Below are 24795 nucleotides of genomic sequence, written 5' to 3'. Positions count from 1 at the left end.
GCTTCTACGACCTAATGGGAATTTCATGGAATTGCGTCATCTGCGCTACTTCATCGCCGTCGCCGAAGAACTGCATTTCGGCCGCGCCGCACAGGTGCTGGGCATCTCGCAACCACCGCTGAGCCAGCAGATTCAGGCGCTGGAGCAGGAGGTCGGGGCGCGATTGTTCGAGCGTACCAATCGTCGGGTCGAGCTGAGCGAGGCCGGTCGGCTGTTTCTCGAAGAGGCGCGGCTGGTGCTGGCCCAGGTCGACAAAGCGGCGGATGTCGCCCGACGGGCCCAGCTCGGTGAGTTGGGTGAATTGAAGATCGGTTTCACCTCGTCTGCACCGTTCAACTCGACCATTCCCCAGGCGATTTTCTCGTTTCGCCAGCGTTTCCCGGCAGTGCACCTGAACCTGCGGGAAATGAGCAGCACCCAAGTGGCCGATGCGCTGGTGGACGAATCGATCGAGGTCGGCATCATGCGGCCATTGGGCCTGCCGGATTGCCTGAGCGTGGTGGAGCTGATGCGCGAACCGCTGGTGGCGGTGCTCAGCGCCAAGCACCCGTTGGTCAAGGACAGTGAAGAAGGCTTGTTCCTGTCGGCCCTGGCCCTGGAGCCTTTCGTGTTTTTCCCGCGCAGCTACGGCAGTGGTCTGTACGCACAACTCCTCAGCCTGGCCCGCGACGCCGGTTTCAGCCCGCACTTCGCCCAGGAGGCCGGCGAGGCGATGACCATCATCGGCTTGGTGGCGGCGGGGCTCGGTGTCTCGGTGTTGCCGGCGTCCTACCAGCGGATGCGCATTGATGGCGTGGTCTACCGACCCTTGCTCGACCCGGCGGCGGTGTCGGCGGTGTGGCTGGTGCAGCGCAAGGATCAGAAATCGCCGATGGCGAGGGCGTTTGTGGAGTTGTTGACGAGGAAGGTTGAGCCGTTGAAATCGTGACCATCTCGCAATGAGTTGATCGGTGTGCCAGGTGTCGACTTCCAAGAGAAAACTCTATTTCATGCAGCAAGGCAGCCAGTTGGTCATCCTCCTTTGCGGCGGAGATAAAAGCAGCCAGACCCGTGACATTAAACAAGCCAGGCTCATTGCGAAATCCTGGCAGGAGCAAAACCCATGACCGAACAATTCACTCGCTGGGACTCTGCCGAGTACCTCAAGACCGAAGAGGACATGGCTAATTATCTGGACGCTTGCATGGAAGAGGCGGGGGATGATCCAGCCTTCATTGCCAAAGCCTTGGGGACCATTGCACGTGCTCGCGGTATGACTCAGGTGGCGCGGGATGCGGGGCTTTCCCGAGAAAGTCTTTACCGTGCTTTATCAGGTGAGGGGAATCCGGAATTCGGTACCATCCTGAAAGTTGTTAAGGCATTAGGCTTGAAATTACACGCCAGTACCTGAAAGACTGCCAACGTTCCCGAAAGGGGCTTGTGAGACTCTGAGGATTCTGGGCAACCAGCCATCACAGAGCCAGGCAGGTACAAGGGCGATGACAAGCCGACCTGTTTGTAAAGGGGCGCCGAAAGGCGCCCTTTGTCGTTTCCATGGTTTCTGAAAACCTTGATTTACTCTAGGAACGAGCTCGTTCCTACAAGAGCTTTCACCGCAGGCTGTGGGATATTTCCGAACAACTTCGATCAGGCTACAGAACCTTGCGGCACTGCCTACAACTACTCCAGAATCCGCCGGCTTGTGCGCTTCGGGGGCCATCGCTAACTTGATCCGCGTCACTGATGGTCAGTGATCGGGTTTAGTAGCCCGTTCCGAAGTAAGCGCATTAGCGCTCCTGATAGGCAGGTATTTCTCGTACCTGCCCTTGATGGCAGCCGTGCGCAGGGCGCCTTCGGGCGCGCCGGGGTACATCGGCCGGTCTACTAACCTGCGTACAGCTGCCACCCTTTTGATGAGTCGCGATGAGGTGTCGGCCCGATCTGCTACAGGACGCTCAATCATGACCGATTCAGAACACTCACCGGACACCGATCCGCACGCGCCACGCCGGCCGAGCAGCATCTTCCTCATCGACCCCGATATCGACAACCACACCCTGCTGGAACACGCCTGTGTGTCCCTGGCATCCGCCAACGTGATGGCCATGGATTTCGCCAGGTACCTGAAGGGGTCGCAGAGCGACACCCTGGTGGGGATCCAGCAATTGATCATGCTGGGCGAGCTGGCGGTGAACCGGGTGCTGGATAAACTCGATCCACCCTGAACATTGCAGGAGCGAGCTTGCTCCGGTCGGCGTTCCGACGATGGACGTCAACGATAACGCGCGGTGCCTGAATGACCGAGTTGTCCGGACGTTTTTCGCGAGCAGGCTCGCTCCTACAGGGGGGCTGTTTAAGGCCAGCGCTTGAAAATCAACGAAGTATTCACCCCGCCAAACGCAAAATTGTTGTTCATCACGTACCGGTTGCTCATCTGTCGAAACTCGCCGCGCAGGTAATCCAGCTTGCCGCAGTGCGGGTCGACTTCGTCCAGGTTCAGCGTGTGCACATACAAGTCGCGGTTCATCATTTCGATGCTGAACCAGGATTCCAGTGCGCCGCAGGCGCCGAGGGTGTGGCCGAGGAAGCTTTTTTGCGAGCTGATCGGCATGTGCTCGCCGAACAGGCTGCTGGTGGCAACGGTTTCGGCGATGTCGCCCTGTTCGGTGGCGGTGCCGTGGCCGTTGACGTAGCCGATGTCCGACGGCTTGAGTCCGGCGTCTTCCAGCGCCAGTTCCATGGCCCTGCGCATGGTGACTTGCTCCGGACGGGTGGTGTGCTGGCCGTCGGCGTTGCTGCCGAAGCCGACGATCTCGGCATGGATGCGCGCGCCACGGGCCAGGGCGTGCTCCAGTTCTTCGAGCACCAGCATGCCGCCGCCTTCACCGATCACCAGGCCATCGCGGGCGCTGTCATACGGCCGTGGTGAGGTCTGCGGGGCGTCGTTTTTCAGGCTGGTGGCGTAGAGCGCGTCGAAGACCATGGCTTCGGTCGGACACAGTTCTTCGGCGCCACCGGCCAGCATCAATGGCAGGCGTCCGAACTTGATCGCTTCATAGGCATAGCCGATGCCCTGGCTGCCGCTGGTGCAGGCGCTGGACGTCGGGATCAGGCGGCCGGTGAGGCCGAAGAAAATGCTGATATTGGCGGCCGTGGTGTGCGGCATCATCCGCACGTAGGAGTTGGCGTTCAGGCCCTCGGCGACCGAGTTGAGCAGCATGTTGCCGAACGCCTTGATCTCGTCGGTGCTGCCGGTCGATGAGCCGCAGGCGACGCCCATGCGCCCGTCCTTGATCGATTCATCGCCCAGCAACCCGGCGTCGGCCAGCGCCATCTCCGCCGCACCCACAGCAAGCCGCGACACCCGGCCCATGCTGCGCAGTTGTTTGCGCGTCCAGTGGCTGGGCACCATGAAGTCGTCGATGGGGCCGGCCAGACGGGTGTTGAGTTCGGTAAAGCGATCCCATTCGTCCATGCGACGGATGCCGCTGCGGTTGGCCGCGAAGTGGCCCACGATGGTCTCCCAATCGCTGCCCAGGGATGTGATGCCGGCCATGCCGGTGACGACGACGCGCTTCATCAACACAGGCCTCCGTTGACGGCCAGAACCTGCCGGGTGATGTACGAGGCTTCCGCCGACATCAGGAAATTCACCGCGCCGGCCACCTCTTCAGGGGTGCCCATGCGTTGAGCAGGAATCATTTTCATCAGTTCTTCCACCGGCACGTTTTCATCGAGCATGGCCGTGTCGATCAGGCCGGGTGCGACACAGTTGACGGTGATTTTGCGCTTGCCCAACTCGATCGCCAACGCCTTCGCCGCGCCGATCAATCCGGCTTTCGAGGCGCTGTAGTTGACCTGGCCACGGTTGCCGATCAGCCCGGACACCGAGGTGATGCAGACAATTCGCCCGGCGGCGCGACGACGGATCATCGGCATCATCACCGGGTGCAGCACGTTGTAGAAACCGTCGAGGTTGGTGCGCATCACCACATCCCAATCATCCTCGCTCAGCGCCGGAAAAGCACCGTCACGCGTCAGGCCGGCGTTGAGCACCACACCGTAATAGGCGCCGTGGGCCTCGACGTCGGCTTCAAGGATGGCTTTGCAGCGGGCGCGGTCGGCCACGTCGAATTGCAGGATACGGGCCTGGCGCCCCAAGGCTTCGATATCGGTCTTCACGGCTTCGGCGTCTGCCAGGCCGCTGCGGCAATGCAACACGATGTCGTGCCCGGCCTGGGCCAGGCGCAGGGCGATGGCGCGGCCGATGCCACGGCTGGAACCGGTGACCAGTACGGATTCAGTCATGGCTGTGTTCCTTGTGACGAGCTTTCGGGCTCGGAAAGATAGTGAGTCGGCTGGGGCGGGCGATACACGTTCAGACGGGCGGTGGCGTGAATGCCCGGTGCATTGATGTGGCATTCGAACACGCCCATGCCGTTATCGTCTTCGAGCGAGCGAATGCCGTGGATGGTCAGCTCGGTGCCGGCCGGGAAGCTTTCGACATTGCATTCGAATTTACGGCTGCCCAGCAGAAAGCCGAGCGCCACGGCATCGCCGCGCTGGCGCGCATGGCAACCGGAGAAGGCGGCGACGCTCTGGGCCATCAGTTCAATCCCGACCCAGGCCGGCAGGCTGCCGTCCGGTTGGCTGAACAGACCATCGGGCCTGACGGTGAGACGGGTGTGGATCTGCTCTTCATCGAACGCCAGGATCTGCTCGATGAAGATCATGTCGCCAGCGTGGGGCAGCAGTTCGGCGAGCGGCCAGTCAATCATGGGGCGTCTCCGATAATCAGGCTGACGTTGTTACCACCGAAAGCGAAGGAATTGCTCATCAGGTAGCGGGGACCAATGGACGACAAGCGCGTGGCCGGGGTCACCCAATTCAGGGCGGGCAGTTCAGGGTCCGCCTGGCCATCCCAGACATGGGGTGGCAGGGCGTGCTCGTGATTGCCGGTGCTCAGGCTCAACCAGCAGAACGCCGCTTCCAGCGCTCCGGCCGCGCCGAGGGTGTGGCCGGTCATGGGTTTGGTCGAGGAGCAGGGCACCCCTTCAGGGAACACGGCCGCGACGGCGTGGCTCTCCATGGCGTCGTTGTGTTGGGTGGCGGTGCCGTGCAGGTTCAGGTAGCTGATCTGTTGCGGTTGCAGTCCGGCGCGATTCAAGGCTTTGCGCATCGCTTCCTGTGCGCCGCGTCCGCTCGGTTCCGGTGCCGAAATGTGATGCGCATCCGAGCTGGCGCCGCTGCCCAACAGGGCAATCGGTTGGCTGTCGCCGGGCTGCTTGCTCATCAGGAACAGCGCGGCGGCTTCGCCGATGTTGATGCCGTTGCGGTTGCGCGAAAACGGGTTGCAGCGCTGCCCTGATACCGCTTCCAGTGCCGAGAAACCGTTGAGGGTCAGCTTGCAGAGGGTGTCGACGCCACCGCACAGGACCACGTCGCACACGCCCAGGTCCAGCAGGCGCTGGGCACTCATCAGGGCACGGGCGCTGGAGGTGCAGGCCGTTGAAATGACGTAGGTCGGCCCGCTCACTTGCAGCCAGTCGGCGAGAAAATTCGCCGGGGCACCGAGTTCCTGTTGCTGGTAGTCATAGTCGGCCGGGAATTGCTGCTCGCGGATGTAACAGCCCAGGCTCTCACTGGCTTCGTCGATGCCCGAAGTGCTGGTGCCCAGCACGATCCCGATGCGCTCGCGACCGTAGGTCTGGATCGCGCGATCGATGTCCGGGCGAATTTGCAGGGCGGCTTCCATCAGCAATTGGTTGTTGCGGCTGCGCTGCCGGATCAACTCGGGTGGAATCGCCGGCAGTTCGCCTGCGACCGCGCCCACCGGCAACGACCGCTCCGGCACCCAACCGGCCTCGCTGCGCATGCCGGAGCAATCGCCGGCAAACAGGTTGCGCGCGATTTCCTGCTTGTCGCGGCCCAGGGCGCAGATCACGCCGAGGGCGTTCAGGTAGGCGGTCATGGTGCCTCCCCGCTCAGGGGCGTGACTTGATATTTCGGGCCTTTGGGCAGGTTCAATTCAAAGCTCATCGGTTGTGAATAACGAACGTCCCAGCGTTCGGGCAGGGTGCGTTGGGTGCCATGTTGCCAGGCCGCGGGATAGTTGCCGTGCAACTCGTCCCTGGGGGTCAGGGCAAACAGCAGCGCCGCGAACAGCTCCCGGGCTTCGGGGTTGGGCGGCAGCAGGCCGTCGGCATGCCAGGTTCCGTCGACCAGCTTCTGGCGTGCCTGCGGGATGCCCAGCAGGTCCATCATCGACCAGCGAATGCCCGGGCCTTCACGCTGGATCACCAGCACCCAGTCCTGACGTTGTTCGGCCTGTAGACGCTGGATGTGCAATTGCAGCGGCAGCGACAGGTTCGGGGTCTGCTCGGGCAGCGGCGGCTGGCTGGCGCAGGCACTGAGCAGCAGGGCTGCGGCAAACAGCAGAAATCGCAGAAAGCCTGCTATCCCTGTGGGCGCGAGCCTGCTCGCGATGACGGCAGTACAGTCGGCATTCAGGGTGACTGATCCACCGCTATCGCGAGCAGGCTCGCTCCCACAGGCCATGCATTCTGAGTGACGGATGGTGAGCATCAAACTCCACCTTTCAACGGTTTGCGCGCAACCACATTGACCAGGGTTTCTTCCCGTTGGCCAAAGGGTTTTGGCTGGCGCAAGCCCAAGCGTTCCAGCAGACCGAAATCCTTGGCACGGCTCCACCACAAGTACGGATAAGACACATTTTGCGGACCGAATTCAAAACCCTGACGGCGGATCATCTCCAGATACTGCGCGGCACTTTTTTGCACGTGCATCGGATGCCGGAACAACCAGCGAATGACCCAGGTATCAATGTATGCCTCGGTGGATTCGGCGAACAGCAGATAGCCGCCTGGCTTGAGCACACGGTAGAACTCGGCCAGTGCCTTTTCCTGCTCCACCAGATGATGGAACGTCTGGTGACAGAACAGCAGGTCGACACTGGCGTCCGGTACGGCAAGGGTGGCGCAGTCGCTGCCGATCAACTCCACGGCAATACCCTGATAGACCGCTTCTTCACGGCTCTGGTTCAGGCTGTGGGGATCGGCATCCACACCAATCAGACGTCCGGGCATAAAGGTTTGTTGCAGGTGCTTGAACGACTTGCCTTGACCGCAGCCGGCGTCCAGCAGCACCGGATTGCTCGGCAGCGGCTCGCTGAACAGGCTGCGCAAATCGTCGATCGCCACGCGCAGCACGCGGTACTGCCAGGTGTAGCTGCGCAGGAACCAGAGGCCGAAACGGGTTTCTTCGACGTAGTTGTCGCTCAGGTAGCTCATGTCGCATCCCGTGCGCAGAGTTGGGAAATCACTTTCAGGCGGCGCTTGGCTTCGCTGACGAACGGGTTGCGCTCGTCCCAGGCGTAGCCGGCCAGGATCGAGCTGATCATGCGGCGGATCTCCCCGGAGCTGCCCTCGTGGTAAATCACGTCCTGGAAGGTCCCGGCGTACCAGCCTTCGACGTAGCAACGAAAGGTATCGACCCCGCGCTTGAGCGGCTCGGCGAATGCCTTTTCCCAGTCGACGGTTTCGCCTTGCAACTGCCGGTGCAGGACGCCGGCGGCCATGCTCGCCGAACGCATGGCAATGGTCACGCCGGACGAAAACACCGGGTCGAGGAACTCCGCGGCATTGCCCAGCAGCGCGAAGCCTGGCCCGTGCAGGGCCTTGACGTTGGCCGAGTAGCCGCCGATGGTCCGCGCGGGCGTATCCCACACCGCATTGTTCAGCACGCCGGACAGGCTGGGCGTCTCGGCAATGAAACCGCGCAGGCAATCGTCCAGATCATCGGTGCGGCCCTCGAAATGCTCTGCGGCGGCGACCACGCCGACCGAGCAACGGCCGTTACTGAACGGGATGGTCCAGAACCAGACGTCGCGTTTGTCGGGATGGGTGGTGACGAGGATCTTGGTGCGGTCGAAGGTCGGGTTGGTGATGCGGTCTTCGACATGGGTAAACACGGCCTGACGCACCGGAAAGTTCGACGGCGCTTCGAGGTCGAGCAGGCGCGGCAGCACACGACCGTAACCGCTGGCGTCGAGCATGAAGTCCGCCTCGATGCGGTATTCGCTGCCGTCCTCGCGACGCACGCCAAGCTGCGGGTGCGGCAAATCGACCTCGACGCTGACGATGGCTTCGCCGTAGCGGATTTCCACCCCTTGCAGCGCGGCCTGATCGGCCAGCAGTTTGTCGAAATCGGCGCGCTGGACCTGGAAGGTTGTCGGCTTGCCCTGGGTAAAGGTGTCGCCGAAATCAAAAGCGCTGTAACGCTCGCCCCAGGCAAACGCGGCACCGGTTTTCACCTGAAATCCCGCGGCATTGACGGCGTCCAGCATGCCCGCCTCTTCGACGAAATCCAGGCAGTGGGCCAACAGGCTTTCGCCAATGGAAAACCGTGGGAAATGCTGGCGCTCGATCACCAGCACGTCGTGACCCTGGCGTTTGAGCAGCGCGGCGGCGATGGCCCCCGAAGGGCCTGCACCGATGACCACGATCTGGCGACGTTCCATTTCAACGGTTGGCATGGGGGCTCCTTGCCGGGGCGGCGGGTTTCAAGGGAATTCGATGCATGCCGGCCAGTGCCGGCAGCAAGGTGGCGATCAGGCCCATCAGCATCAGCGCAAAGTACAGCGCCGGGTTGATGAGCTGTTGTTGCAACAGCAGGTTGAGAAACACGATCTCACTCAAGCCGCGAATGTTCAGTAACACACTTTCCCGCCAGCGGCTGGCGCCCTGGAACGAAGCGCCGGCCCAGCCGAGGCCGAGCCAGTTGCCGAGCATCTTGCTGGCGATCGGCAATAGCAGCAGGGCCGCCAGTTGCACCCAGCCAAGACTGTCCATGGCGCTGTGCACATTGATCTGCACGATGCCGAACGTGAGGATCAGCGGGATGGCGATGTAGGTTTGCAGAAAAATCAGCCAGCGAACCGGAAACGGCAGTATCAGCGGCGCCTTCAATACGGCCATCAGCAGCAGGTAACCGATACCGAAAATCAGCGCGTTGAGCTTGTAGTGTTCGGCCACCACCAGCAGCGCGAAAAAGCATCCGCTGTACAGCCATGCCTGGCGCAGGCCGAGCAGGCGCAGCAGCACCGGCAGACAGGCGCCGGCCAAGGGCAGCAACAGGCTGCTCAAATGCAGGGTGCCTTGGGCGATGGCGAACAGGGTCCAGCAGCTGAGATCGATGAGGATCGCCGTCTGCACCAGGCGCCGGGTGGCGGCGGGCGGGTAGTCGATGTGCCGCAGGTACAGGTACAACACCGGAATCGCGGTAATGGCGAATAACAGACCGACCGCCAGCGAACTGATCCAAGGCTGTGGTGGCAACAGCCAGAACGCCGTGGCCAGGCCGCAGGCAAACGGCAGGCAGAAACTCGGCAGGGCGATTTTCAGGCTCTGTCGATCCAGCTGCAGGTCGATCACATCGCTGAGGATGTAGCCCAGCAGCAGCGCGAAACTCAGGCTGTAGAGGTTTTTCAGCCAGATCGGCGACACCAGCGCCGCGCCACTGAGTTGCCAATGGGGTTCGATCCAGAAATACATCAGCAGCGGCAGGCCGACGGTCGCCAGCAGCAGCTGGCTGACAATCGGGATCAAGCCCAGATGCCGGCCCAGTCGGGTGGCCACGGCGAACAACGCCAGGGCCATCGCCCAGAACAGTGCAACCATCATTGTGCCGGCTCCTCGACGGGTGCCGCGTGCCTGTGCTTTCCGGCCCAGGGGGCGAGCATGAAGCTGAATATCAGGCCCAGGCTGACCGACAGACCGAAGTTGCTCACCGCCGGTGTGCTCGACACCGCCAGCAGGCCGAACGACAGCCAGGTGGTCAGCGCCGCCAGCAGGGTGCCCAGCAGACTCACGGCGGCACCGCCGACCTGCTCACGCATCAGGATCGCGTAATCGACGCTGATGGCCGTCACCAGCAGCAGGCCGAACAGGCTGAACAGGGTCAACGGCTGCCCCAGCCAGCCGAGGCTGGCGAGGCTGCACAGCGCGGCTAGCAGCGGCAGGGAAACAATGCGCAGCGCGCCCCCGAGGCCGAACGGCAGGATCAGCACCAGTACGATCAGCGCGCAGGAGGCGAGCTTCAGTTCGACGGCACTGATCTGGGTGGCGGCGAAAACGTCGTTCAGTTCGCCAAGCCGATCGACCAATTGCACGCCTGGCAGGTCCAGCGCCTGGATGCGCAGCAGTGACGGGTTGTTCAGGCCTTGCAGGCTGACCATGGCCGCCACGCCATCATCGGTCGGCCCCAGCCACAGCGTCCGATAGGGTTCGGCCAAGGGCCCGGCCAATGCGGCGTCGATGTCTTCGACGGGCAGCGCCTGCAAGGTTTTCAGCTCGGCTTGCAGCGCCTCGGCCGGCACGCCGACGTCGAGCAGCGGCTGCCAGACGTTCGGCAAGGCGTTCAACGCCTCGCGCAGGTGAAGCTGCTCTTTCGGCGGACTCACCAGTTGATTGAGCGACAGATAGCCCTGAAGTTTTTTCAGGTTGACCAGTTGATCCAGGCGTTCGCTCAGGGCGGTCTGGCGTTCCAGCAGTTCCTGTTGATTGGCCGCGCGCACCAGGAAGAACTGGCTGGTGGGTTGATAACCGGTAATGCGGGCAATGGTCTGGGCTTCGTCGGTCAATTGTTGGGGGGCGCCGACCCACTGGCGAATGTCATTGCGGGTCCCGAGGTGCAACAGGCCGCCGACGCAGAAGGCAATCAGCAGCGCAAACAGCACGGGCGTGCGCAGGCGCTGGAGCAACGCTTCACGCACCCCCAGCAAAAACTCGCAAACCCGCAGTGGCCATTGCGCCGGGCGCAGCTCTACACCCTTGAGCAGCGCCGGCAGCAGGCACACGGCGGACAAATAGGCACCCAGCAGCCCGGCGGCGGAGAACACGGCAATCTGCGTCAGCGCGGGGAATGGCGTCCAGGCCAGGGCCAGGTAGCCGATGGCGCTGGTGATCAGGCTCAGGGTCAAGCCGGGCAAGGTCAGGCGCAGGGCCGGCCAACTGTGCCAGGGTTTCAGGCTCCAGCTCTTGGACAGGTAATGCAGCGGGTAGTCGACCGCGACGCCGATCAGGCTCGACCCCAGCACCAGCGTCATCACATGCATGTGGCCGAACAGTGCCACGCACGCCACCGCGCCAAACAGCATGCCCACCAGCACCGGGACGAACGCCAGCAACACGCGCCAGCGCCGGAAGGCCAGCAACAGCAGCAACAGAATACCCAGGGTGGCGCCGCCTCCCACCCAGGTCATCTCGCGGGTGGCCTGTCGTTGACCATTGGCTGCATAGAGCAAGCCGCTGGCCGCCAACAGTTGCACATCAGACTCGGCTGCTTGTTCACGACTGCGCTGGAGCAGGTCGGCCACTTGCAGCGGCAGTTTCATGTCGAAAGCGTTGCCGGTGGTCCGCGCGCGCAGCAGCACCCAGCTCTTGCCGTCGGCGTCGGCGATCAATGCGCCGCTGCCAATGTCCAGTTGCACCAAGCCGTGCTGCGGCTGGCTGTTCTGGATGCGCCCGGTCAGGCCCAGCCAGTCGTCCTGGCTCGACACCAGGCTGAAACCGGTGAAGGGGTCGAACAGTGCTTGCACCCGTTGCTGGATAAAGGCGTCGGGGTGTTCGATCAATTGCTGGCGATCTGTTGCCGACAGCATCGCCAGTCGGCCTTGCAGCAGTTGCGTGCGCAAGGCTGGCAAGTCGGCTTGCAGGTTCCACTGGACCTTCTCGAACAGCCCGCTGGCCTGCCATTGATCGCCCAGTTTGTGCGCCATGGCGATGGCTTGCTGGCGATCGGTGTGACCGACCAGCACCAGCATCTCGCGGTTCAGCGGTTCCTGCATGCGTTGTTCGGCGCGCAGTTCCAGCGCGTCCGGCGTCGTGCCGGGCACCAGTTCCATCAGGTTGGCCGACAGCGGCGCACCGTCACGCCATTGCCAGCCGGCGAGCGCCAGTACCGCCAGCAGCAGGATCAGGAACAGCCGAGGAAGTGCGCGTTCACTCGGCAAAGTCGTGTTGCTCCGCGTCGCTCAACGGTTCGGTACTGACGCTGTCCTGCATGCGCAACAGGGTGCTGTCACCCTGGGTTTCCAGCAGCTCGATGCTGTGCACCAGTTCACCGCCCGTGATGTTGATCTGGGTGAACACCTGCTTGAGCAGCATCGAACGCGGCACCAGCGTCAGCCGCCAGTCCTGCGCTTCGCCGCTCAGCGACAGTTCGAAATCCCGTTGCAGCCCGCTGCTATCGCCTTGCAGGACGGCAAGGAACAGACGGTTCTGCTCGGCCCCTGCGCTCTTGCCCGGCAACATCTGCCAGCCGCTGGGGTCGCGCCGGGCGATGCCTTGGTCGGTGATGCGGTAATCCTGCTGCAGCGGCGTTTTGAGCAGCCACAACAGACCGTGGTTTTTCGCCAGGACAAAGGTGCCCTTGCTGGTCAGTGGTTGAGGCAGTGCGCGCAGGTGTTTTTCCTGGATGAACTGGCCATGGATCACCTCCGGTTTGGCCAGTTGATCGCTGAGCTGTTGCAGGTCGAAGGCGTTGGCCAGCCCCGGCATGCCCAGCAACACGCAGAACACTGCAGGCGCGAGCTTGCTCGCGAAAAACCTGAGGGCGCGGCGGAGTGCCAGGTGACCAGCGTTATCGTTAACGACCATCGCGACGGTGCGACGATTCGACAGGCTCGCTCCTACAGGGCAGCGGGGTAGGCAGACAATCATGCCAGCATCCTCTCGACGGCTTCGGTGAACACCTTTGGCGAGGCCAGCTGCATTTCGCGGTTGTGCATGTTGACGGCCACCTGCACGGAAACGGCGCGGGTCAAGCGTTCGCCGGTTTCCAGGTCACTGATCAGGTAGTTGATCTTCAGACGGTTTTCCCACTCCACCAGATTGGCCCGCACGTTCAGCTTCTGGCCGAACACCGCGCCGCGCACGTAGCGCAGCTGCAGGTCGATCACCGGCCAGGCGTAGCCCGAGTCGGACATGGCGCTGTAGTTGTGGCCGATCTTGTCCAGCAAGGCGCAGCGGGCGACTTCCAGGTATTTGACGTAGTGGCCATGCCAGACGACGTTCATGCTGTCGACGTCAAAGAACGGCACGAGGATTTCCGTATCGGTATGAAGCACTCCCTTGCTACGCATGCAGCCTCCAGTGTTGTTCAGCGATACGTTGCAGGCACAGGCGCAATTCGCCTTCCAGCGCGCGGTCTTCGATGACCGGCGGGAAGTCCTTGGCCAGTGCTTCGTGCATGGCCGCCAGGGCCGGTGGCAATGGCCGGGCGTCTTCGGCCTGGGCGCGCAGCCAGACGCCCTGGTTGGCGGCCAGCAGCGTGGCGGCGGCGACCTGTTCGGTCAGTTCCAGTACGCGGATCGCATCGCGGGCGGCGATGGTGCCCATGCTCACCTTGTCCTGGTTGTGGCACTCGGTGGAGCGCGAGAACACGCTGGCCGGCATGGTGTTTTTCAAGGCTTCGGCGGTCCAGGCGCTGGTGCCGATCTGCACCGCCTTGAAGCCGTGGTTGAGCATCGCGCGGTCGGCGCTGGCGCCGGACAGGTTGCTCGGCAGGCCGTGGTTGTAACGCTCGTCCACCAGCAGCGCGAGTTGGCGATCCAGCAGGTCGGCGACGTTGGCCACGAGGTTTTTCAGGCTGTCCATGGCGAACGCGATGTGGCCGCCGTAGAAGTGACCGCCGTGCAGCACGCGCTCGGCCTCGGCATCGATGATCGGGTTGTCGTTGGCGCTGTTGAGTTCGATCTCGATGAACGAACGCAGCCAGTTCAGGCTGTCGGCCAGCACGCCGAGGACGTGGGGTGCGCAGCGCAGGGAATAGCGGTCCTGCAGGCGATGCAGCGGCGCGGTTGGCGCGTCGATCGCCAGGTCCTTGCGCAACCACGCGGCGACTTGCATCTGCCCCGGGTGAGGCTTGGCGGCGAACAGGCGTTCGTCGAAATGCTCCGGATTGCCTTGCAGAGCGACCACGTTCAGCGCGGTGATGCGCGTGGCCAGTTGCAGCAGGTAATCGGCACGGGCGTAGGCCAGGCAAGCGAGGCCGGTCATGACGGCGGTGCCGTTCATCAGGGCCAGGGCTTCCTTGGGCCGCAGCACCAGCGGCTGCCAACCGAGTTCGCGATGCACATCGGCAGCTTGACGACGTTCGCCGCGGAACATCACTTCGCGCTCGCCGGACAGGGTCGCGGCGACGTAGGACAACGGCGTCAGATCGCCGCTGGCGCCCACCGAGCCTTCTTCCGGAATCAGCGGCAGGATGTCGTGTTCGAGGAACGCTTGCAGGCGTTCGAGCAATTCCACCCGAACACCGGACACGCCGTGGCACAGCGACTGCAAACGCGCCGCCAGCACGGCGCGAGTGGCCTGGGCATCGAGCAGCTTGCCCAGCCCGCAGCCATGGAAGGTGTACAGATGACGCGGCAGCGCTTCGACGTGATGCAGCGGCACCGCCACCACGCAGGAGTCGCCGTAACCGGTGGTCACGCCATAGATCACGCCTTCCTTGTCCAAAAGGGAGTCAAGGAATTGCGGGCCCTTGGCGATGCGCCGACGGAACTCGGGATCGCCTTGCAACTGCGTCGGCACCTGACGGTTGGCCAAAGCCAACACGTCTTCGATGCGCAAAGGGAGTTCGCCGAAGGTTACCGGCTCAAGCGTTGGCGTCGTCATCGGTCTTCCAGAAAGGGTAAAAGTTGAACCATTGTTGAGGTGCTTCGAGGCAATAGTGACTCAGGCGCTCGGCATAGCGGGAGGCCCACTGATGAATGACCTGCTCGCGGTCGCTGCGTTTCCAGGTGATCGACTCGGCGAACGGCTCAATCGTCAGCCGATAGTCGCCATCGGGTTTTTTCAGGCACAGCAGCAGGTTGACCGGGCATTTCAGCAGGCCCGCCAGCAGCCACGGCCCCTGGGGGAATTTCGCCGGGTGGCCGAGGAAGTCCACGGTTACGCTACGTCCACCGTGCAGCGGCACGCGGTCGCCAGCGATGGCCAGCCATTCGCCGCGCTCCAGTCGCTCGTGCAGTTGCAGCATGATCACCGGGTCCAGTTCGCTGACCTGAATCAGGCGCAGATTGGTCGCGCCCGCTTCGCCCAGCAGGCGGTTGAATTGCTCGGCGTGCTTGGTGTGCACCAGCACGTTCATCGTGACCTTCTCGCCGATTTCCGCCAGGGCGCGGCACACTTCGAGGTTGCCCAGATGCGCGCCCACCAGCATCTGCCCGCGAGTGCCGCGCAACTGGTTGCGCAGCAATGCCGGGTCGATGATTTCGATCTGCTCGATGCTCAGCTTGCCGTTCCACACGTCGAGCTTGTCGAGCATGGAATCGGCGAACGCCATGAACTGGCCAAACACCCGCCATTGGTTCGGTCGCAATTCGGGGCGAGCGCTCCAGTCCGCCAGTCGTTGCTGGTACTGCCAGGCGCTGTGGCGGGCGCTGCGACCGAACAGGAAGAAGTACAGCACGATGCCGTACAGCAACGGGCTCAACAGGCGTCGGCCGAGCACTTTGGCGGCGAACGCGGTGAACTTCATCAGCCAGAAACTGCCTCGCTCCTCGCGGTCGGCCCAGTGTTGCTTGTCCGCGTTCATCTGCGCCACCGTCGCCAGAGGATCAGGGGCGAGCGCAGCAGCATGCCGAAGAACAGCCGGGTGTGCATGCTCGAAATCAGTACGTTGTCGTGGAACATCCGGAAGTGCGAAACGCCGTCCAGCGGGTAATGGACTTTGGTTTGCAGCCACTCCATCGGCAGATTGCGCCAGGCCAGGCGCACGAGGATGTCTGAGTCGAAATCCATGCGCTTGCCGATTTTCGTCGAATCGATCAGCGCCAGCGTCGGCGGCAACGGATAGAGGCGAAAGCCGCACATGGAGTCGCGAATCTGCAACGACAGGGTGTTGATCCAGACCATGACGTGAGTCAGGTAGCGGGCATACAAACGACCCTTCGGTACGCTCTCGTCGTATTGCGGATAACCGCAGATCACGGCCTCGGGATGGGCGCGGGACAGTTCGATAAAGCGTGCGACGTCCTGCAGGTCGTGCTGGCCATCGGCATCCACCTGCAAGGCATGGCTGAAACCCAGGCGTGAAGCTTCGCGCATGCCGGTCATCACTGCGCCGCCCTTGCCCTGATTGGTGGTGAGGCGGATCAGGTGAACATCGTCGCGCAGGGCCAGTTGATCGAGCACCCTGGCACAGGCGGGGCTGCTGGCGTCGTCCACCAGAATGCACGGCAGATGACTGGCCAGCAGTGCATCGACCACGGTGGTGATCGCGGTTTCGTGGTTGTAGACCGGGATGATGGCGCAGGGTTTATGCATGCTCCGAAACCTCTGCAAGACCCTTGTGGCGAGGGAGCTTGCTCCCGCTGGGCTGCGAAGCAGACCCAAAAAGATCAATGGCGAGCGCTTCGCCCTCGAGCGGGAGCAAGCTCCCTCGCCACAAAAAGCACTCCATGAAGCTCTCTTGCCAAGGGTTATGCATGCGCAGCCTCCAGCAAAATCCGCCCGCTGGAGCAGGTGGCGGTTTCATTGCGGTAGGCGAAGTACAACTTGCTGCGCACCGGATCGAAACGCAGGTGCAACTGGACTTCATCGCCGGGGCGTACCAGTTGCTGAAACTTGAGCACTTCCATGCCGGCGAATTTTTCCGGCAGGTTCATCAATTGCTGGCCGAGCTTGAGCGCCCACTCCACTTGCACCACCCCGGGCAATACCGGCGCCCGGGGGAAATGCCCGCTGAAGTAAGCGAGGTCGGGCGGCACGGCCAGTTGCAGGCTCCACTCGCCCTGGGCTTCGACTTGCTCCAGCACCTGCGGTGCTTTGGGGCGCGGTGCCAATAGCAGGGCTTCGACATCGGCCTGGGGCAGTTTGCCCTGGCTGTTCAGCGGCAGTTGTCGCAGCAGGCGCCAGCGCCGTGGCAGGGCCAGGGCTTCGCAATGCTGGCTCAGGTGCTGGCGCAATGCCTGGGTGAGGGTACGTCGGCCTTGATTGCGCAGGGCGTGCAACCCTGATTCGCTCAGGACCAGCAGCGCGCCCAGGGAGGCGCGGTTTTCCTGAACCACGCCGAGTCGCGCTTCGACGACCCACTCATGCTCCATCAAGGCCTTTTCCAGCATCGGCAGCGAGATGCGCTTTTCTTCCAGTTTGACGATCCGGTCCAGTCGTCCGAGCAGTTCGAAACGGCCATCCGCCGCGATGCGCGCAGCGTCGGCGGTGTGTTCGACATGGCCGGCCGGCAAGTAAGGCGAGGTGATCAGCAGCGCGCCGTCGTTGTCCTGGCTCAGTTTTACGTCGGCGAAGGGCTGCCAGAGATCGTGGCCCTGACGCCAGGCAATACCGCCGGTTTCCGAACTGCCGAAGATTTCCGTCGGCCATTGATGCAAGCGTTGGTGCAGGCTTTGTGCGGCGTCTGCCGGCAGTGCGCCGCCAGAGGAAAATACCCGGCGCACCGCGCTCAAGGCCGGCCAGTCGAGGTTGTCGCCCATGCGTTTGAGCAGCGCCGGGCTGGCGACCCAGGCAAAGGCCGGGTGCTCGCGGCTGGCGCGTTGCAGGTCTTCCGGAAAGGCCAGTTGCTTGCGCACGAACGAGCGCCCGGCGCACAGTGGCCACAGCACCCGAAACAGCAGGCCGTAAATGTGTTGAGTCGCCACGCTGCCGATGATGCAGGCCGGGCCCAGGTCGGCGCCCCACAGTTGCTCCAGTGCTTCAACTTCGTTGACCAGTTGGCGCAGGGTTTTGTCGATGCGCTTGGGTTCGCCGCTGGAGCCGGAAGTGCACAGGCTCAGCGAGCAACAATCCAGGTCCAGTGCCGCGGCGCTGAGGGGGAGCACGTTGAAGTCGGTCAGGTGCGCGTCATCGGGCTGATCGGTCAGCCACAGGTCGACTTCGCTCGACCAGCGCTGGCGGGTCTGGGCTTGCAGATCGGTCGGCAACAAGACACTGACGCCGGCACGCCAGGCACCGAGCAGGGCGACTGCCAGGTCGGCGGCGTCTTCAAGGTGCACGGCAATGCGCCGCACACCCTTGGCTTGCAGGCCGGCGGCCAGGGTCAGGGCCTGTGTGCACAGTTGTGCGTGATTCAGCGGTGGTTCGGCCGTTACGGCACGATCCGCTTCAGCCTTGAGCAACAGGTGCTCAAGTTTTATCCAATTCATGGGCGGCCTCGTACCCGTTGTCGTATTAGCCATTCAATGGCAAACATCAGGCCTATCAATCCGTAGGAAATCAGGCCGGTGTATAACATCCACCAGCTCAGCGGCGCCCACAGTGTCAGGGCGGCAGCACACAAACCGTTGCAGAGAAAGAAAACGCTCCAGGCGATGGTCACCTGGCGGGTGTAACGAACGCCTTTGGCCGGCAGGTGCGGTTCACGCAGACGGGCAATGCGTTCGACCATGGGCGGGCCGTATATCAGGCTGAGCCCGAACAGCGCCAGCATGAAACCGCTGATCAGCACCGGATACCAGCGCAACAGCTCCGGGCTGTCGAACAACGCCAGCAACAGGCAGAACACGATCGCCACCGTGGCCATCCACTGGCTGCCGGGTCGTTGCCGTCCGGTCAGTGCGCGGGCCAGCCAAAGGCCGCCCAGCAGCAATCCGAACTGCCACGGGGCGAAGTGCTCCATGCCGAAATACACCGCAAAGGGGTACAGCAGGCCCGCCAGCAGCAGGCCGAGGCCAATCAATCGGCTCATGCGGCCGGTTGAACCAGACGGTAGACCGCCTCGACCACGTCGCTGACGGTGCGCACCGATTTGAATTCTTCGGCGGCGATTTTCTTGCCGGTCTCACGTTTGATGTGATCGATCAGGTCGACCGCGTCGATGCTGTCGATTTCCAGGTCCTGGTACAGGTTGGATTCGAGGCTCACACGCTGGGGGTCCAGTTCGAACAGCTCAACCAAGGCATCGCGCAGGGTGTTGAAAATGTCGTCACGAGTTTGCATGGTCCGGTCTCAAGCTGCCTGTTTTGCAGTGACGAACGCCGCAAGGCTCGCCACGTTGCTGAAGTGATTACGAGTGTCCTTGTCATCGGCGTCGATTTTGATGCCGTATTTTTTCTGGATCGCCAGGCCGAGTTCCAGGGCGTCTACCGAGTCCAGGCCCAGGCCTTCGCCAAACAGCGTCAGGTCGTCGCCGATGTCCTGGGCGCTCATGTCCTCGAGGCCGAGGGCTTCGATGATCAGGTCCTTTATTTCCAGCACCAGGTTCTTAGTGTGCAGATCGCTCATCTTCGGCGAGCTCCTTAATGAAGTAAGAATGCAAATAGTCGTTGAGCTTGCGCGAGGCCTGTGGAGGCGGGCCCTGCGCGGCGAAGGCCTGTGGGTCTATATCGGCCCCGACACGGAAACTGAAGTGCACGCGCCGTTTGGGGATCCGATACCAGGGCTCGGCCTTGGTCAATGTGGTCGGGCTGACCTTGATAACGACCGGGGTGAGGATTTTCGCACCCCGCAGCGCTATTGCCGCAGCCCCCCGATGAAAGGCCGGCGCCTGGCCCGGTTGGGTGCGGGTGCCTTCGGGAAAGATGATCAGGGTCTGGCCGTTTTTCAGTGCGTCGGCGGCGGCATCGAGCATCTCCATGCTGCCGTCGTTGCTGATGTAGTCGGTGCGGCGCAACGGGCCACGGGTGAACGGGTTTTCCCACAGGCTTTGCTTGACCACGCAGTTGCTGTGGCGCACCAGGCCGATCAGGAACACCACGTCGATCAGCGACGGGTGATTGGCAATGATCATTTGCCCCGGACGGCCGAGTTTTTCCGCGCCTTGAATGTCGTAGGTCAGCACCCCGACACGGGTCATGAACCGGACGAAGAACCAGAAGCAACGACTGACGGTTTGCCGCGCGCGCAAGCGGTGGGTCTGGGCATCGCCCGGCAGGCAGCCCAGCAGCGGGAAAATCACCAGGCGCAGGCACATGCCGCCCACCCCGAACAGGGTAAAGCTTGCGGCGGTGGCCAGCAGGCGCCAGTAGTAGGCGTCGCGGTTTTTCTCGGTCACAGGTTGCGTTGCCAGGTCCATACACGATTTTTCCAGGCATGTTGGCAGGTGGTTTGCTGGCCCAGCAGCGTAGGCAATAGATTCAGCGCATGGGGCCAGCGAGCGTTGGACAACGCAACCGCGGGGCTGTTCAGGGACAGCTGCCAGTCATTTCCGGGGGTGACCAGCAGGCCGACGGCATAGGGGAAGGGCACATCGTCGATCCAGGTCGAGTAGGCCTGGGGCGGTTGCTCTTCGGTGATGATCACCAATACCGCGGACGCGCCTTCCTTCAGCAGTGCCGCAGCCTCCAGCATGCCATGCTCCAGGCCATCGCCTGCCGCAGCCAGGGCCGTCATTTCGCTGGTTTCGCCGCGCATGATCGACCACAGGCCGATGATCGCGTTGTGCACGGAAAGGCTGAAATGGGTCGGCGACAGCGGCTGGTCGGTGGCCAGGTCGCTGAGAATGTCGAGGGTGCGAGGGGTTTCGCCATGACGGGAAATAAAGACCAATGGCAGGTCCTGGCGACCTTCGGCCAATGGCCAGCCGACGCTGAACGCCATGCGTGCCAGTCGGCTGAGTCGACGGCGCTGCATGGCTGGCAGAAATGACACGTCGGGGGCCGCATCGCTGACCGGCAACACAACCGGCTGTTGGCTCCAGACCTGCCAATCGTCCACGCTTTCGAGCCCCGGGGCCCACGCGCGCCACTGGGCGATGTTGAAATTGATCACAGACATTCATCCCGCCCTTGCGGGCTTGCTTGACGCAGTGACTGGCTGAAAGCCACGACTCACTTGCGTGGCGCCTGGCGCCGAGTGGCGAGCATTATCCCGGTGCGACCAACGCGTAGCAAATACTGGTTACATTTTGCTCAATGATAAGGGATCGGCAGTGCATGAAAAATCTCATGTTTGACAATGATTCACATTGTCGAGGGGCCGTCTGTCGGTTCTGTCTTCGCGCCATGGGCCTTTTGCGGCTTTTTCAGCGAGAGATATCGGCTGACCGGGCGGTCCCTGTCTCTGCGAGGTAGCGAAGCACTGCCGAGGACCACTACACTCGGTCATTCTTTGATACACGGAGGTTTAGACATGCGGCGCGTGGTGTTCAATCAGAAAGGTGGTGTGGGCAAATCCAGCATTGCCTGCAATCTGGCGGCGGTCAGTGCCAGCGAGGGTTACCGTACCCTGTTGGTGGATCTCGATGCCCAGGCCAACTCCACTCAGTACCTGACGGGACTCACCGGCAACGACATCCCGATGGGTATTGCCGACTTCTTCAAGCAAACCCTGTCTTCCGGGCCGTTCGCGAAAAAGAATCAGGTCGATATCTACGAAACCCCGTTCGATAACCTCCATGTCATCACCGCCACGGCCGAACTGGCAGACCTGCAGCCAAAGCTTGAGGCCAAGCACAAGATCAACAAGCTGCGTAAGTTGCTCGAAGAGCTCGATGAGGATTACGACCGAATTTACCTCGACACGCCGCCGGCGCTGAATTTTTATGCGGTTTCTGCGCTGATTGCCGCTGATCGTGTGTTGATCCCCTTCGATTGCGACAGTTTCTCGCGTCAGGCGCTCTATGGCCTGCTGGCGGAAATAGAAGAGTTGAAGGAAGACCACAACGAGGGTCTCGAAGTCGAAGGCATCGTGGTCAACCAGTTCCAGGCCCGGGCCAGCCTGCCCCAGCAAATTCTCGACGAACTGATTGCCGAAGGCTTGCCGGTATTGCCGGTGTACCTGGCCAGCTCAGTGCGCATGCGCGAATCCCATCAGGCCAATACGCCGCTGATTCATCTCGATCCACGGCACAAGCTGACGCAACAGTTCGTTGAGTTGCATAGCCTGCTGGAAAACGCCTGATTCTTTCTGATTGCAAAAAAACCTGTGGGAGCGAGCCTGCTCGCGATGAGGGCTTCACATTCAACGTCTTTGTTGACTGATCCAGCGCCATCGCGAGCAGGCTCGCTCCCACATTGGGTATTCGGGGTCTTTCAGATTCCTTGACTGCGCAACCAACTCATCAGCTGCGGCAACGGGAACGCCCCGCTCTGGCGGGCGACTTCCCGGCCGTTCTTGAACAGGATCAGGCTCGGAATCGAGCGAATGCCCAACTGCGCCGACAGTTGCTGGTTCGCCTCACTGTCCAGCTTGGCCAGTCGACACTTGCCCGCCAATTGCCCGGCCGCCTGCTCGAACACCGGTGCAAAGGACTTGCACGGCCCGCACCAGTCCGCCCACACGTCCACAAGCAACGGTAAATCGCCCTTGATCTGGCTGGCGTAGTCGCCTTGTTTCAGCTCAAACGGTTTATTCAGCAGAACCTCGGACTTGCAGCGACCGCATTTGGGGTGGTCATTCAGGCGTTCGGCCGGGATACGGTTGAGGCCGTTGCAGTGGGGGCAGGGGATGAGGAGTGGGTCGGTCATGAGCGTGGTCCTGTATAGAAGCCGATAATTCCTAGTTGGAGACGTTTGCTCACCTTTTCAATCTCATACTCTCCGGCGACGAAACTAGGCTGAGTCGCACTGAGCGAGGACCGCTGGTCTGCTCAGGAATATCGCAACTTGCGATATTTTCGATCTGAGATTAACTTCCCATAGCAAAATGCGATAAGGATGTTGCATGCATGTTCTCACCGAAAAAAGAGTACGCGAAGCCAAGGCCAAATGGCCAATGGCAGCCAGCGCGCTGGATCATTGGTATCAATTGGCCAAAGGAAGCAATCCGTCTGACTTTGCGGCGATGAGAGCCACATTTCCTGCGGTCGACAAGGTGGGTGAATTTCATGTTTTCGATATCGGTGGCAACAAATTGCGGCTGATAGCTTTTGTCAGATATCGATCGCAGAAGCTTTATATCAAGTGTGTGCTGGACCACCGTGAATATGATCGCGGCAAATGGAAGGAGATAGGAACATGAGTATCCTGATCAAAAGAGCTGCCGAGCACTGGGAGTTTGTCTCACCGCTTCTTCGGAAACCGAAAAGCGAAGATGACTATGACATGCTGGCACAGGCGCTGGACGAGTTGCTCGAGATGACCGGCGATGATGAGTCCCACCCGCTGATGAGCCTGGTGGATATCATCGGTGACTGGATTGAGGAGTGGGATCATAAGCATCACCCGATGCCGAAGCCTGGCGGGGTCGAGGTTCTTGGCTACTTGATGCGTGAGCACGGCCTGAGCCAGAGCGACCTGCCGGGCGTCGGCGCTCAGTCTGTCGTTTCCGAGATCCTGAGCGGCAAGCGCCAGCTCAACGTGCGTCAGATCCGCTGGCTGGCCGAGCGCTTTGGTGTGTCGGCGGAGGTCTTTATCTGACACGTCTCACGACGAGCAACTGATCTCCAGATGCTTGCCCCATTCCGGTGGCCGTTCGGCGTAGCTTTCCATCCCCGGTTGCTCCTCGAACGGCTTGCTCAGCACCGCGTGCAGGCGCCGGACTTCCGAGTAATCGCCACGTTCGGCGGCATCGATAGCCTTTTGCGCCAGGTAGTTACGCAGGACGTACAGCGGGTTGACCGCATGCATCCGGGCACGGCGTTGTTCCTGATTCAGCTCGCCTTCCCGGGCTACCCGGGCGATGTACCGCTCGCCCCAGGCATCGAAACCCTTGAGGTCGACGAAGTCATCGCGCAAACGGGCGACGGCCGCTTCCGGTGATTCTTCACCCAGGCGGCGGAAGAACAGGCTGTAATCCACGCCGCTGTTTTGCATCAGTTGCAGCAGATGCTCCAGCAGTTTCTGGTCATCGTCTTCGGCCGTGGTCAGGCCGAGGCGGCGACGCATCAGGTCGAGGTAATGGGTCTGGAACAGCGGCAGGTACAGCCCCAGTGTTTCGCGCAGGGCCTCGACGCTGATGAACGGCGTCAGGGCCTGCGCCAGGGCGCTGAGGTTCCATTGACCGATGGGCACCTGGTTGCTGAAGGAGTAACGGCCCTGGTCATCGGAGTGGTTACAGATGAAGTTGGCGTCGAAGTCGTCGAGGAAGGCGAACGGGCCGAAGTCGAAGGTGATGCCCAGGATCGACATGTTGTCGGTGTTCATCACCCCGTGGCAAAAGCCGTACGCCTGCCACTTGGCGATCAGTTCGGCGTTGCGCTCGACGATCTCGCGGAACATGGCCAGATAGGGTTCCGGTTGTTCCAGGCACTCGGGAAAGTGCATGGCGAGGATGTGATCGCCCAGTTCTTTCTGCTGCTCGGGACGCTTGGTGTAGTAGAAATATTCGAAGTGCCCGAAGCGTACATGGCTCGGTGCCAGGCGCAAGACCATGGCTGCGCGTTCCTGTTTCTCGCGCCAGACCGGTGTATCGGAGCCGATCACGCACAGCGCCCGGGTGGTCGGGATGTTCAGGGCGTACAGGGCTTCGGAGGCGAGGAATTCACGGATCGACGAACGCAGCACGGCCCGTCCGTCGCCCATGCGCGAGAAGGGCGTCTGGCCGGCGCCTTTGAGATGCAGGTCCCAATGTTCGCCGGCCTCGTTGTACACCTCGCCCAGCAATAATCCACGACCGTCGCCCAGTTGCGGGTTGTAGGAGCCGAACTGATGACCGGAGTAGACCATCGCCCTCGGAATGGCATCGGCCCAGAGTTTGTGGCCGCTGAACAACTCGGCGAACTCTTGGGTTTCGGCGACGGCCGGGTCGAGGTCCAGTAGCGCCATAGCGGCAGGGCTGGCCACGACCAGGCGCGGGTTGTCGATGGGCTCGGGCAACACATGGGCGGAAAACGCGTCGCCCAGGCGGTCGAAGCGATTATCGAAAGTCAGTTCGTCGAGGGCTTTCAAAGGCCGTC

28 protein-coding genes and 1 pseudogene are annotated in these 24795 nt (G+C 62.1%); 7 read left to right on the top strand and 22 right to left on the bottom strand.

Annotated features, from left to right (window positions below; translation table 11 throughout):
• Positions 1 to 25: 25 nt before the first annotated feature.
• The 4 genes and pseudogenes from ACVWYU_RS06680 to ACVWYU_RS06665 all read left to right on the top strand — a co-directional run bounded on the left by ACVWYU_RS06680 (position 26) and on the right by ACVWYU_RS06665 (position 2204).
• On the top strand, positions 26 to 928 hold the full coding sequence (locus ACVWYU_RS06680; protein ID WP_457372279.1) for a LysR substrate-binding domain-containing protein: 903 nt from the start codon (positions 26 to 28) through the stop codon (positions 926 to 928).
• Positions 929 to 977: 49 nt separating this feature from the next.
• Positions 978 to 1106, top strand: a pseudogene (locus ACVWYU_RS06675) (type II toxin-antitoxin system RelE/ParE family toxin); the annotation flags it as partial.
• Positions 1103 to 1390, top strand: a complete 288-nt coding sequence (locus tag ACVWYU_RS06670) for an addiction module antidote protein (RefSeq protein ID WP_007943750.1) — start codon at positions 1103 to 1105, stop codon at positions 1388 to 1390. The pseudogene ACVWYU_RS06675 and the gene ACVWYU_RS06670, both read left to right, overlap by 4 nt.
• 550 nt (positions 1391 to 1940) lie before the next feature.
• Positions 1941 to 2204 (top strand): DUF6124 family protein, encoded by a 264-nt coding sequence (locus ACVWYU_RS06665; RefSeq protein WP_247257848.1) that lies wholly within the window; start codon positions 1941 to 1943, stop codon positions 2202 to 2204.
• A 128-nt stretch (positions 2205 to 2332) separates the two neighbouring features.
• Here the strand turns inward: ACVWYU_RS06665 and ACVWYU_RS06660 are convergent, their stop codons facing one another.
• From ACVWYU_RS06660 to ACVWYU_RS06565, 20 genes are all read right to left on the bottom strand, one after another.
• A complete protein-coding gene (locus ACVWYU_RS06660) occupies positions 2333 to 3559 on the bottom strand; it encodes a beta-ketoacyl-ACP synthase (RefSeq protein WP_248915279.1) in 1227 nt (408 codons plus the stop codon).
• Positions 3559 to 4287 carry a 3-oxoacyl-ACP reductase FabG gene (fabG, locus tag ACVWYU_RS06655; RefSeq protein ID WP_390958288.1) on the bottom strand — a complete coding sequence of 243 codons (729 nt, stop codon included), beginning with the start codon at positions 4285 to 4287 and terminating at the stop codon, positions 3559 to 3561. Before fabG ends, ACVWYU_RS06660 begins: the two co-directional genes overlap by 1 nt.
• Positions 4284 to 4757, bottom strand: coding sequence for a hotdog family protein (locus ACVWYU_RS06650; RefSeq protein WP_457372278.1), 474 nt, complete (start codon positions 4755 to 4757; stop codon positions 4284 to 4286). The genes fabG and ACVWYU_RS06650 overlap by 4 nt, the downstream gene beginning before the upstream one ends.
• Positions 4754 to 5950 carry a beta-ketoacyl-[acyl-carrier-protein] synthase family protein gene (locus ACVWYU_RS06645; RefSeq protein ID WP_090328292.1) on the bottom strand — a complete coding sequence of 399 codons (1197 nt, stop codon included), beginning with the start codon at positions 5948 to 5950 and terminating at the stop codon, positions 4754 to 4756. Before ACVWYU_RS06645 ends, ACVWYU_RS06650 begins: the two co-directional genes overlap by 4 nt.
• Positions 5947 to 6564, bottom strand: coding sequence for a hypothetical protein (locus ACVWYU_RS06640; RefSeq protein WP_247257851.1), 618 nt, complete (start codon positions 6562 to 6564; stop codon positions 5947 to 5949). The genes ACVWYU_RS06645 and ACVWYU_RS06640 overlap by 4 nt, the downstream gene beginning before the upstream one ends.
• Positions 6564 to 7289 carry a class I SAM-dependent methyltransferase gene (locus tag ACVWYU_RS06635; RefSeq protein ID WP_390958292.1) on the bottom strand — a complete coding sequence of 242 codons (726 nt, stop codon included), beginning with the start codon at positions 7287 to 7289 and terminating at the stop codon, positions 6564 to 6566. The genes ACVWYU_RS06640 and ACVWYU_RS06635 overlap by 1 nt, the downstream gene beginning before the upstream one ends.
• Positions 7286 to 8533: an NAD(P)/FAD-dependent oxidoreductase gene (locus tag ACVWYU_RS06630; RefSeq protein ID WP_457372277.1), complete on the bottom strand. Its 1248-nt coding sequence runs from the start codon at positions 8531 to 8533 to the stop codon at positions 7286 to 7288. The genes ACVWYU_RS06635 and ACVWYU_RS06630 overlap by 4 nt, the downstream gene beginning before the upstream one ends.
• A complete protein-coding gene (locus ACVWYU_RS06625) occupies positions 8520 to 9680 on the bottom strand; it encodes a sodium:proton antiporter (protein WP_457372276.1) in 1161 nt (386 codons plus the stop codon). The genes ACVWYU_RS06630 and ACVWYU_RS06625 overlap by 14 nt, the downstream gene beginning before the upstream one ends.
• On the bottom strand, positions 9677 to 12010 hold the full coding sequence (locus ACVWYU_RS06620) for an MMPL family transporter (RefSeq protein ID WP_457372275.1): 2334 nt from the start codon (positions 12008 to 12010) through the stop codon (positions 9677 to 9679). Before ACVWYU_RS06620 ends, ACVWYU_RS06625 begins: the two co-directional genes overlap by 4 nt.
• On the bottom strand, positions 12000 to 12719 hold the full coding sequence (locus tag ACVWYU_RS06615; protein ID WP_247257856.1) for an outer membrane lipoprotein carrier protein LolA: 720 nt from the start codon (positions 12717 to 12719) through the stop codon (positions 12000 to 12002). The genes ACVWYU_RS06620 and ACVWYU_RS06615 overlap by 11 nt, the downstream gene beginning before the upstream one ends.
• Complete coding sequence (locus ACVWYU_RS06610; protein WP_247257857.1) at positions 12716 to 13141, bottom strand: acyl-CoA thioesterase; 426 nt, start codon at positions 13139 to 13141, stop codon at positions 12716 to 12718. The genes ACVWYU_RS06615 and ACVWYU_RS06610 overlap by 4 nt, the downstream gene beginning before the upstream one ends.
• On the bottom strand, positions 13134 to 14678 hold the full coding sequence (locus ACVWYU_RS06605) for an HAL/PAL/TAL family ammonia-lyase (protein WP_390958300.1): 1545 nt from the start codon (positions 14676 to 14678) through the stop codon (positions 13134 to 13136). Before ACVWYU_RS06605 ends, ACVWYU_RS06610 begins: the two co-directional genes overlap by 8 nt.
• Positions 14659 to 15600 carry an LpxL/LpxP family acyltransferase gene (locus ACVWYU_RS06600; RefSeq protein ID WP_090328306.1) on the bottom strand — a complete coding sequence of 314 codons (942 nt, stop codon included), beginning with the start codon at positions 15598 to 15600 and terminating at the stop codon, positions 14659 to 14661. The genes ACVWYU_RS06605 and ACVWYU_RS06600 overlap by 20 nt, the downstream gene beginning before the upstream one ends.
• A complete protein-coding gene (locus tag ACVWYU_RS06595) occupies positions 15597 to 16331 on the bottom strand; it encodes a glycosyltransferase family 2 protein (RefSeq protein WP_247257860.1) in 735 nt (244 codons plus the stop codon). Before ACVWYU_RS06595 ends, ACVWYU_RS06600 begins: the two co-directional genes overlap by 4 nt.
• A 155-nt stretch (positions 16332 to 16486) precedes the next feature.
• Entirely contained in the window at positions 16487 to 18166 is a 1680-nt protein-coding gene (locus ACVWYU_RS06590; protein ID WP_457372274.1) for an AMP-binding protein, read from the bottom strand.
• The gene (locus ACVWYU_RS06585) at positions 18163 to 18708 is read right to left on the bottom strand and encodes a COG4648 family protein (RefSeq protein ID WP_247257862.1); all 546 of its coding nucleotides are present in this window, start codon (positions 18706 to 18708) and stop codon (positions 18163 to 18165) included. The genes ACVWYU_RS06590 and ACVWYU_RS06585 overlap by 4 nt, the downstream gene beginning before the upstream one ends.
• Positions 18705 to 18959, bottom strand: a complete 255-nt coding sequence (locus tag ACVWYU_RS06580; RefSeq protein ID WP_390958306.1) for an acyl carrier protein — start codon at positions 18957 to 18959, stop codon at positions 18705 to 18707. The genes ACVWYU_RS06585 and ACVWYU_RS06580 overlap by 4 nt, the downstream gene beginning before the upstream one ends.
• Before the next feature lie 9 nt (positions 18960 to 18968).
• Positions 18969 to 19244, bottom strand: coding sequence for a phosphopantetheine-binding protein (locus tag ACVWYU_RS06575; protein ID WP_457372273.1), 276 nt, complete (start codon positions 19242 to 19244; stop codon positions 18969 to 18971).
• A complete protein-coding gene (locus tag ACVWYU_RS06570; RefSeq protein ID WP_090328317.1) occupies positions 19225 to 20034 on the bottom strand; it encodes a lysophospholipid acyltransferase family protein in 810 nt (269 codons plus the stop codon). Before ACVWYU_RS06570 ends, ACVWYU_RS06575 begins: the two co-directional genes overlap by 20 nt.
• Complete coding sequence (locus ACVWYU_RS06565) at positions 20010 to 20735, bottom strand: beta-ketoacyl synthase chain length factor (RefSeq protein ID WP_390958308.1); 726 nt, start codon at positions 20733 to 20735, stop codon at positions 20010 to 20012. The genes ACVWYU_RS06570 and ACVWYU_RS06565 overlap by 25 nt, the downstream gene beginning before the upstream one ends.
• 354 nt (positions 20736 to 21089) lie before the next feature.
• On the opposite strand from ACVWYU_RS06565, the gene ACVWYU_RS06560 reads away from it, so the two are divergent.
• Entirely contained in the window at positions 21090 to 21860 is a 771-nt protein-coding gene (locus ACVWYU_RS06560) for a ParA family protein (RefSeq protein WP_090328322.1), read from the top strand.
• Between the two features lie 131 nt (positions 21861 to 21991).
• Here ACVWYU_RS06560 and trxC read toward each other — a convergent pair whose 3' ends face one another.
• Positions 21992 to 22426 (bottom strand): thioredoxin TrxC, encoded by a 435-nt coding sequence (trxC, locus tag ACVWYU_RS06555; protein ID WP_090328324.1) that lies wholly within the window; start codon positions 22424 to 22426, stop codon positions 21992 to 21994.
• A gap of 196 nt (positions 22427 to 22622) precedes the next feature.
• Between trxC and ACVWYU_RS06550 the strand changes: the two genes are divergently transcribed.
• The gene (locus ACVWYU_RS06550) at positions 22623 to 22919 is read left to right on the top strand and encodes a type II toxin-antitoxin system HigB family toxin (protein ID WP_390958312.1); all 297 of its coding nucleotides are present in this window, start codon (positions 22623 to 22625) and stop codon (positions 22917 to 22919) included.
• Positions 22916 to 23317 (top strand): helix-turn-helix domain-containing protein, encoded by a 402-nt coding sequence (locus ACVWYU_RS06545; RefSeq protein WP_247257866.1) that lies wholly within the window; start codon positions 22916 to 22918, stop codon positions 23315 to 23317. Before ACVWYU_RS06550 ends, ACVWYU_RS06545 begins: the two co-directional genes overlap by 4 nt.
• 6 nt (positions 23318 to 23323) lie before the next feature.
• Here the strand turns inward: ACVWYU_RS06545 and selO are convergent, their stop codons facing one another.
• Positions 23324 to 24787, bottom strand: coding sequence for a protein adenylyltransferase SelO (selO, locus tag ACVWYU_RS06540; protein ID WP_457372272.1), 1464 nt, complete (start codon positions 24785 to 24787; stop codon positions 23324 to 23326).
• Between the last annotated feature and the right edge of the window lie 8 nt (positions 24788 to 24795).

The sequence above is a fragment of the Pseudomonas sp. TE12234 genome, from assembly GCF_054061835.1.
This window is presented reverse-complemented; position numbering and strand designations above follow the sequence as displayed.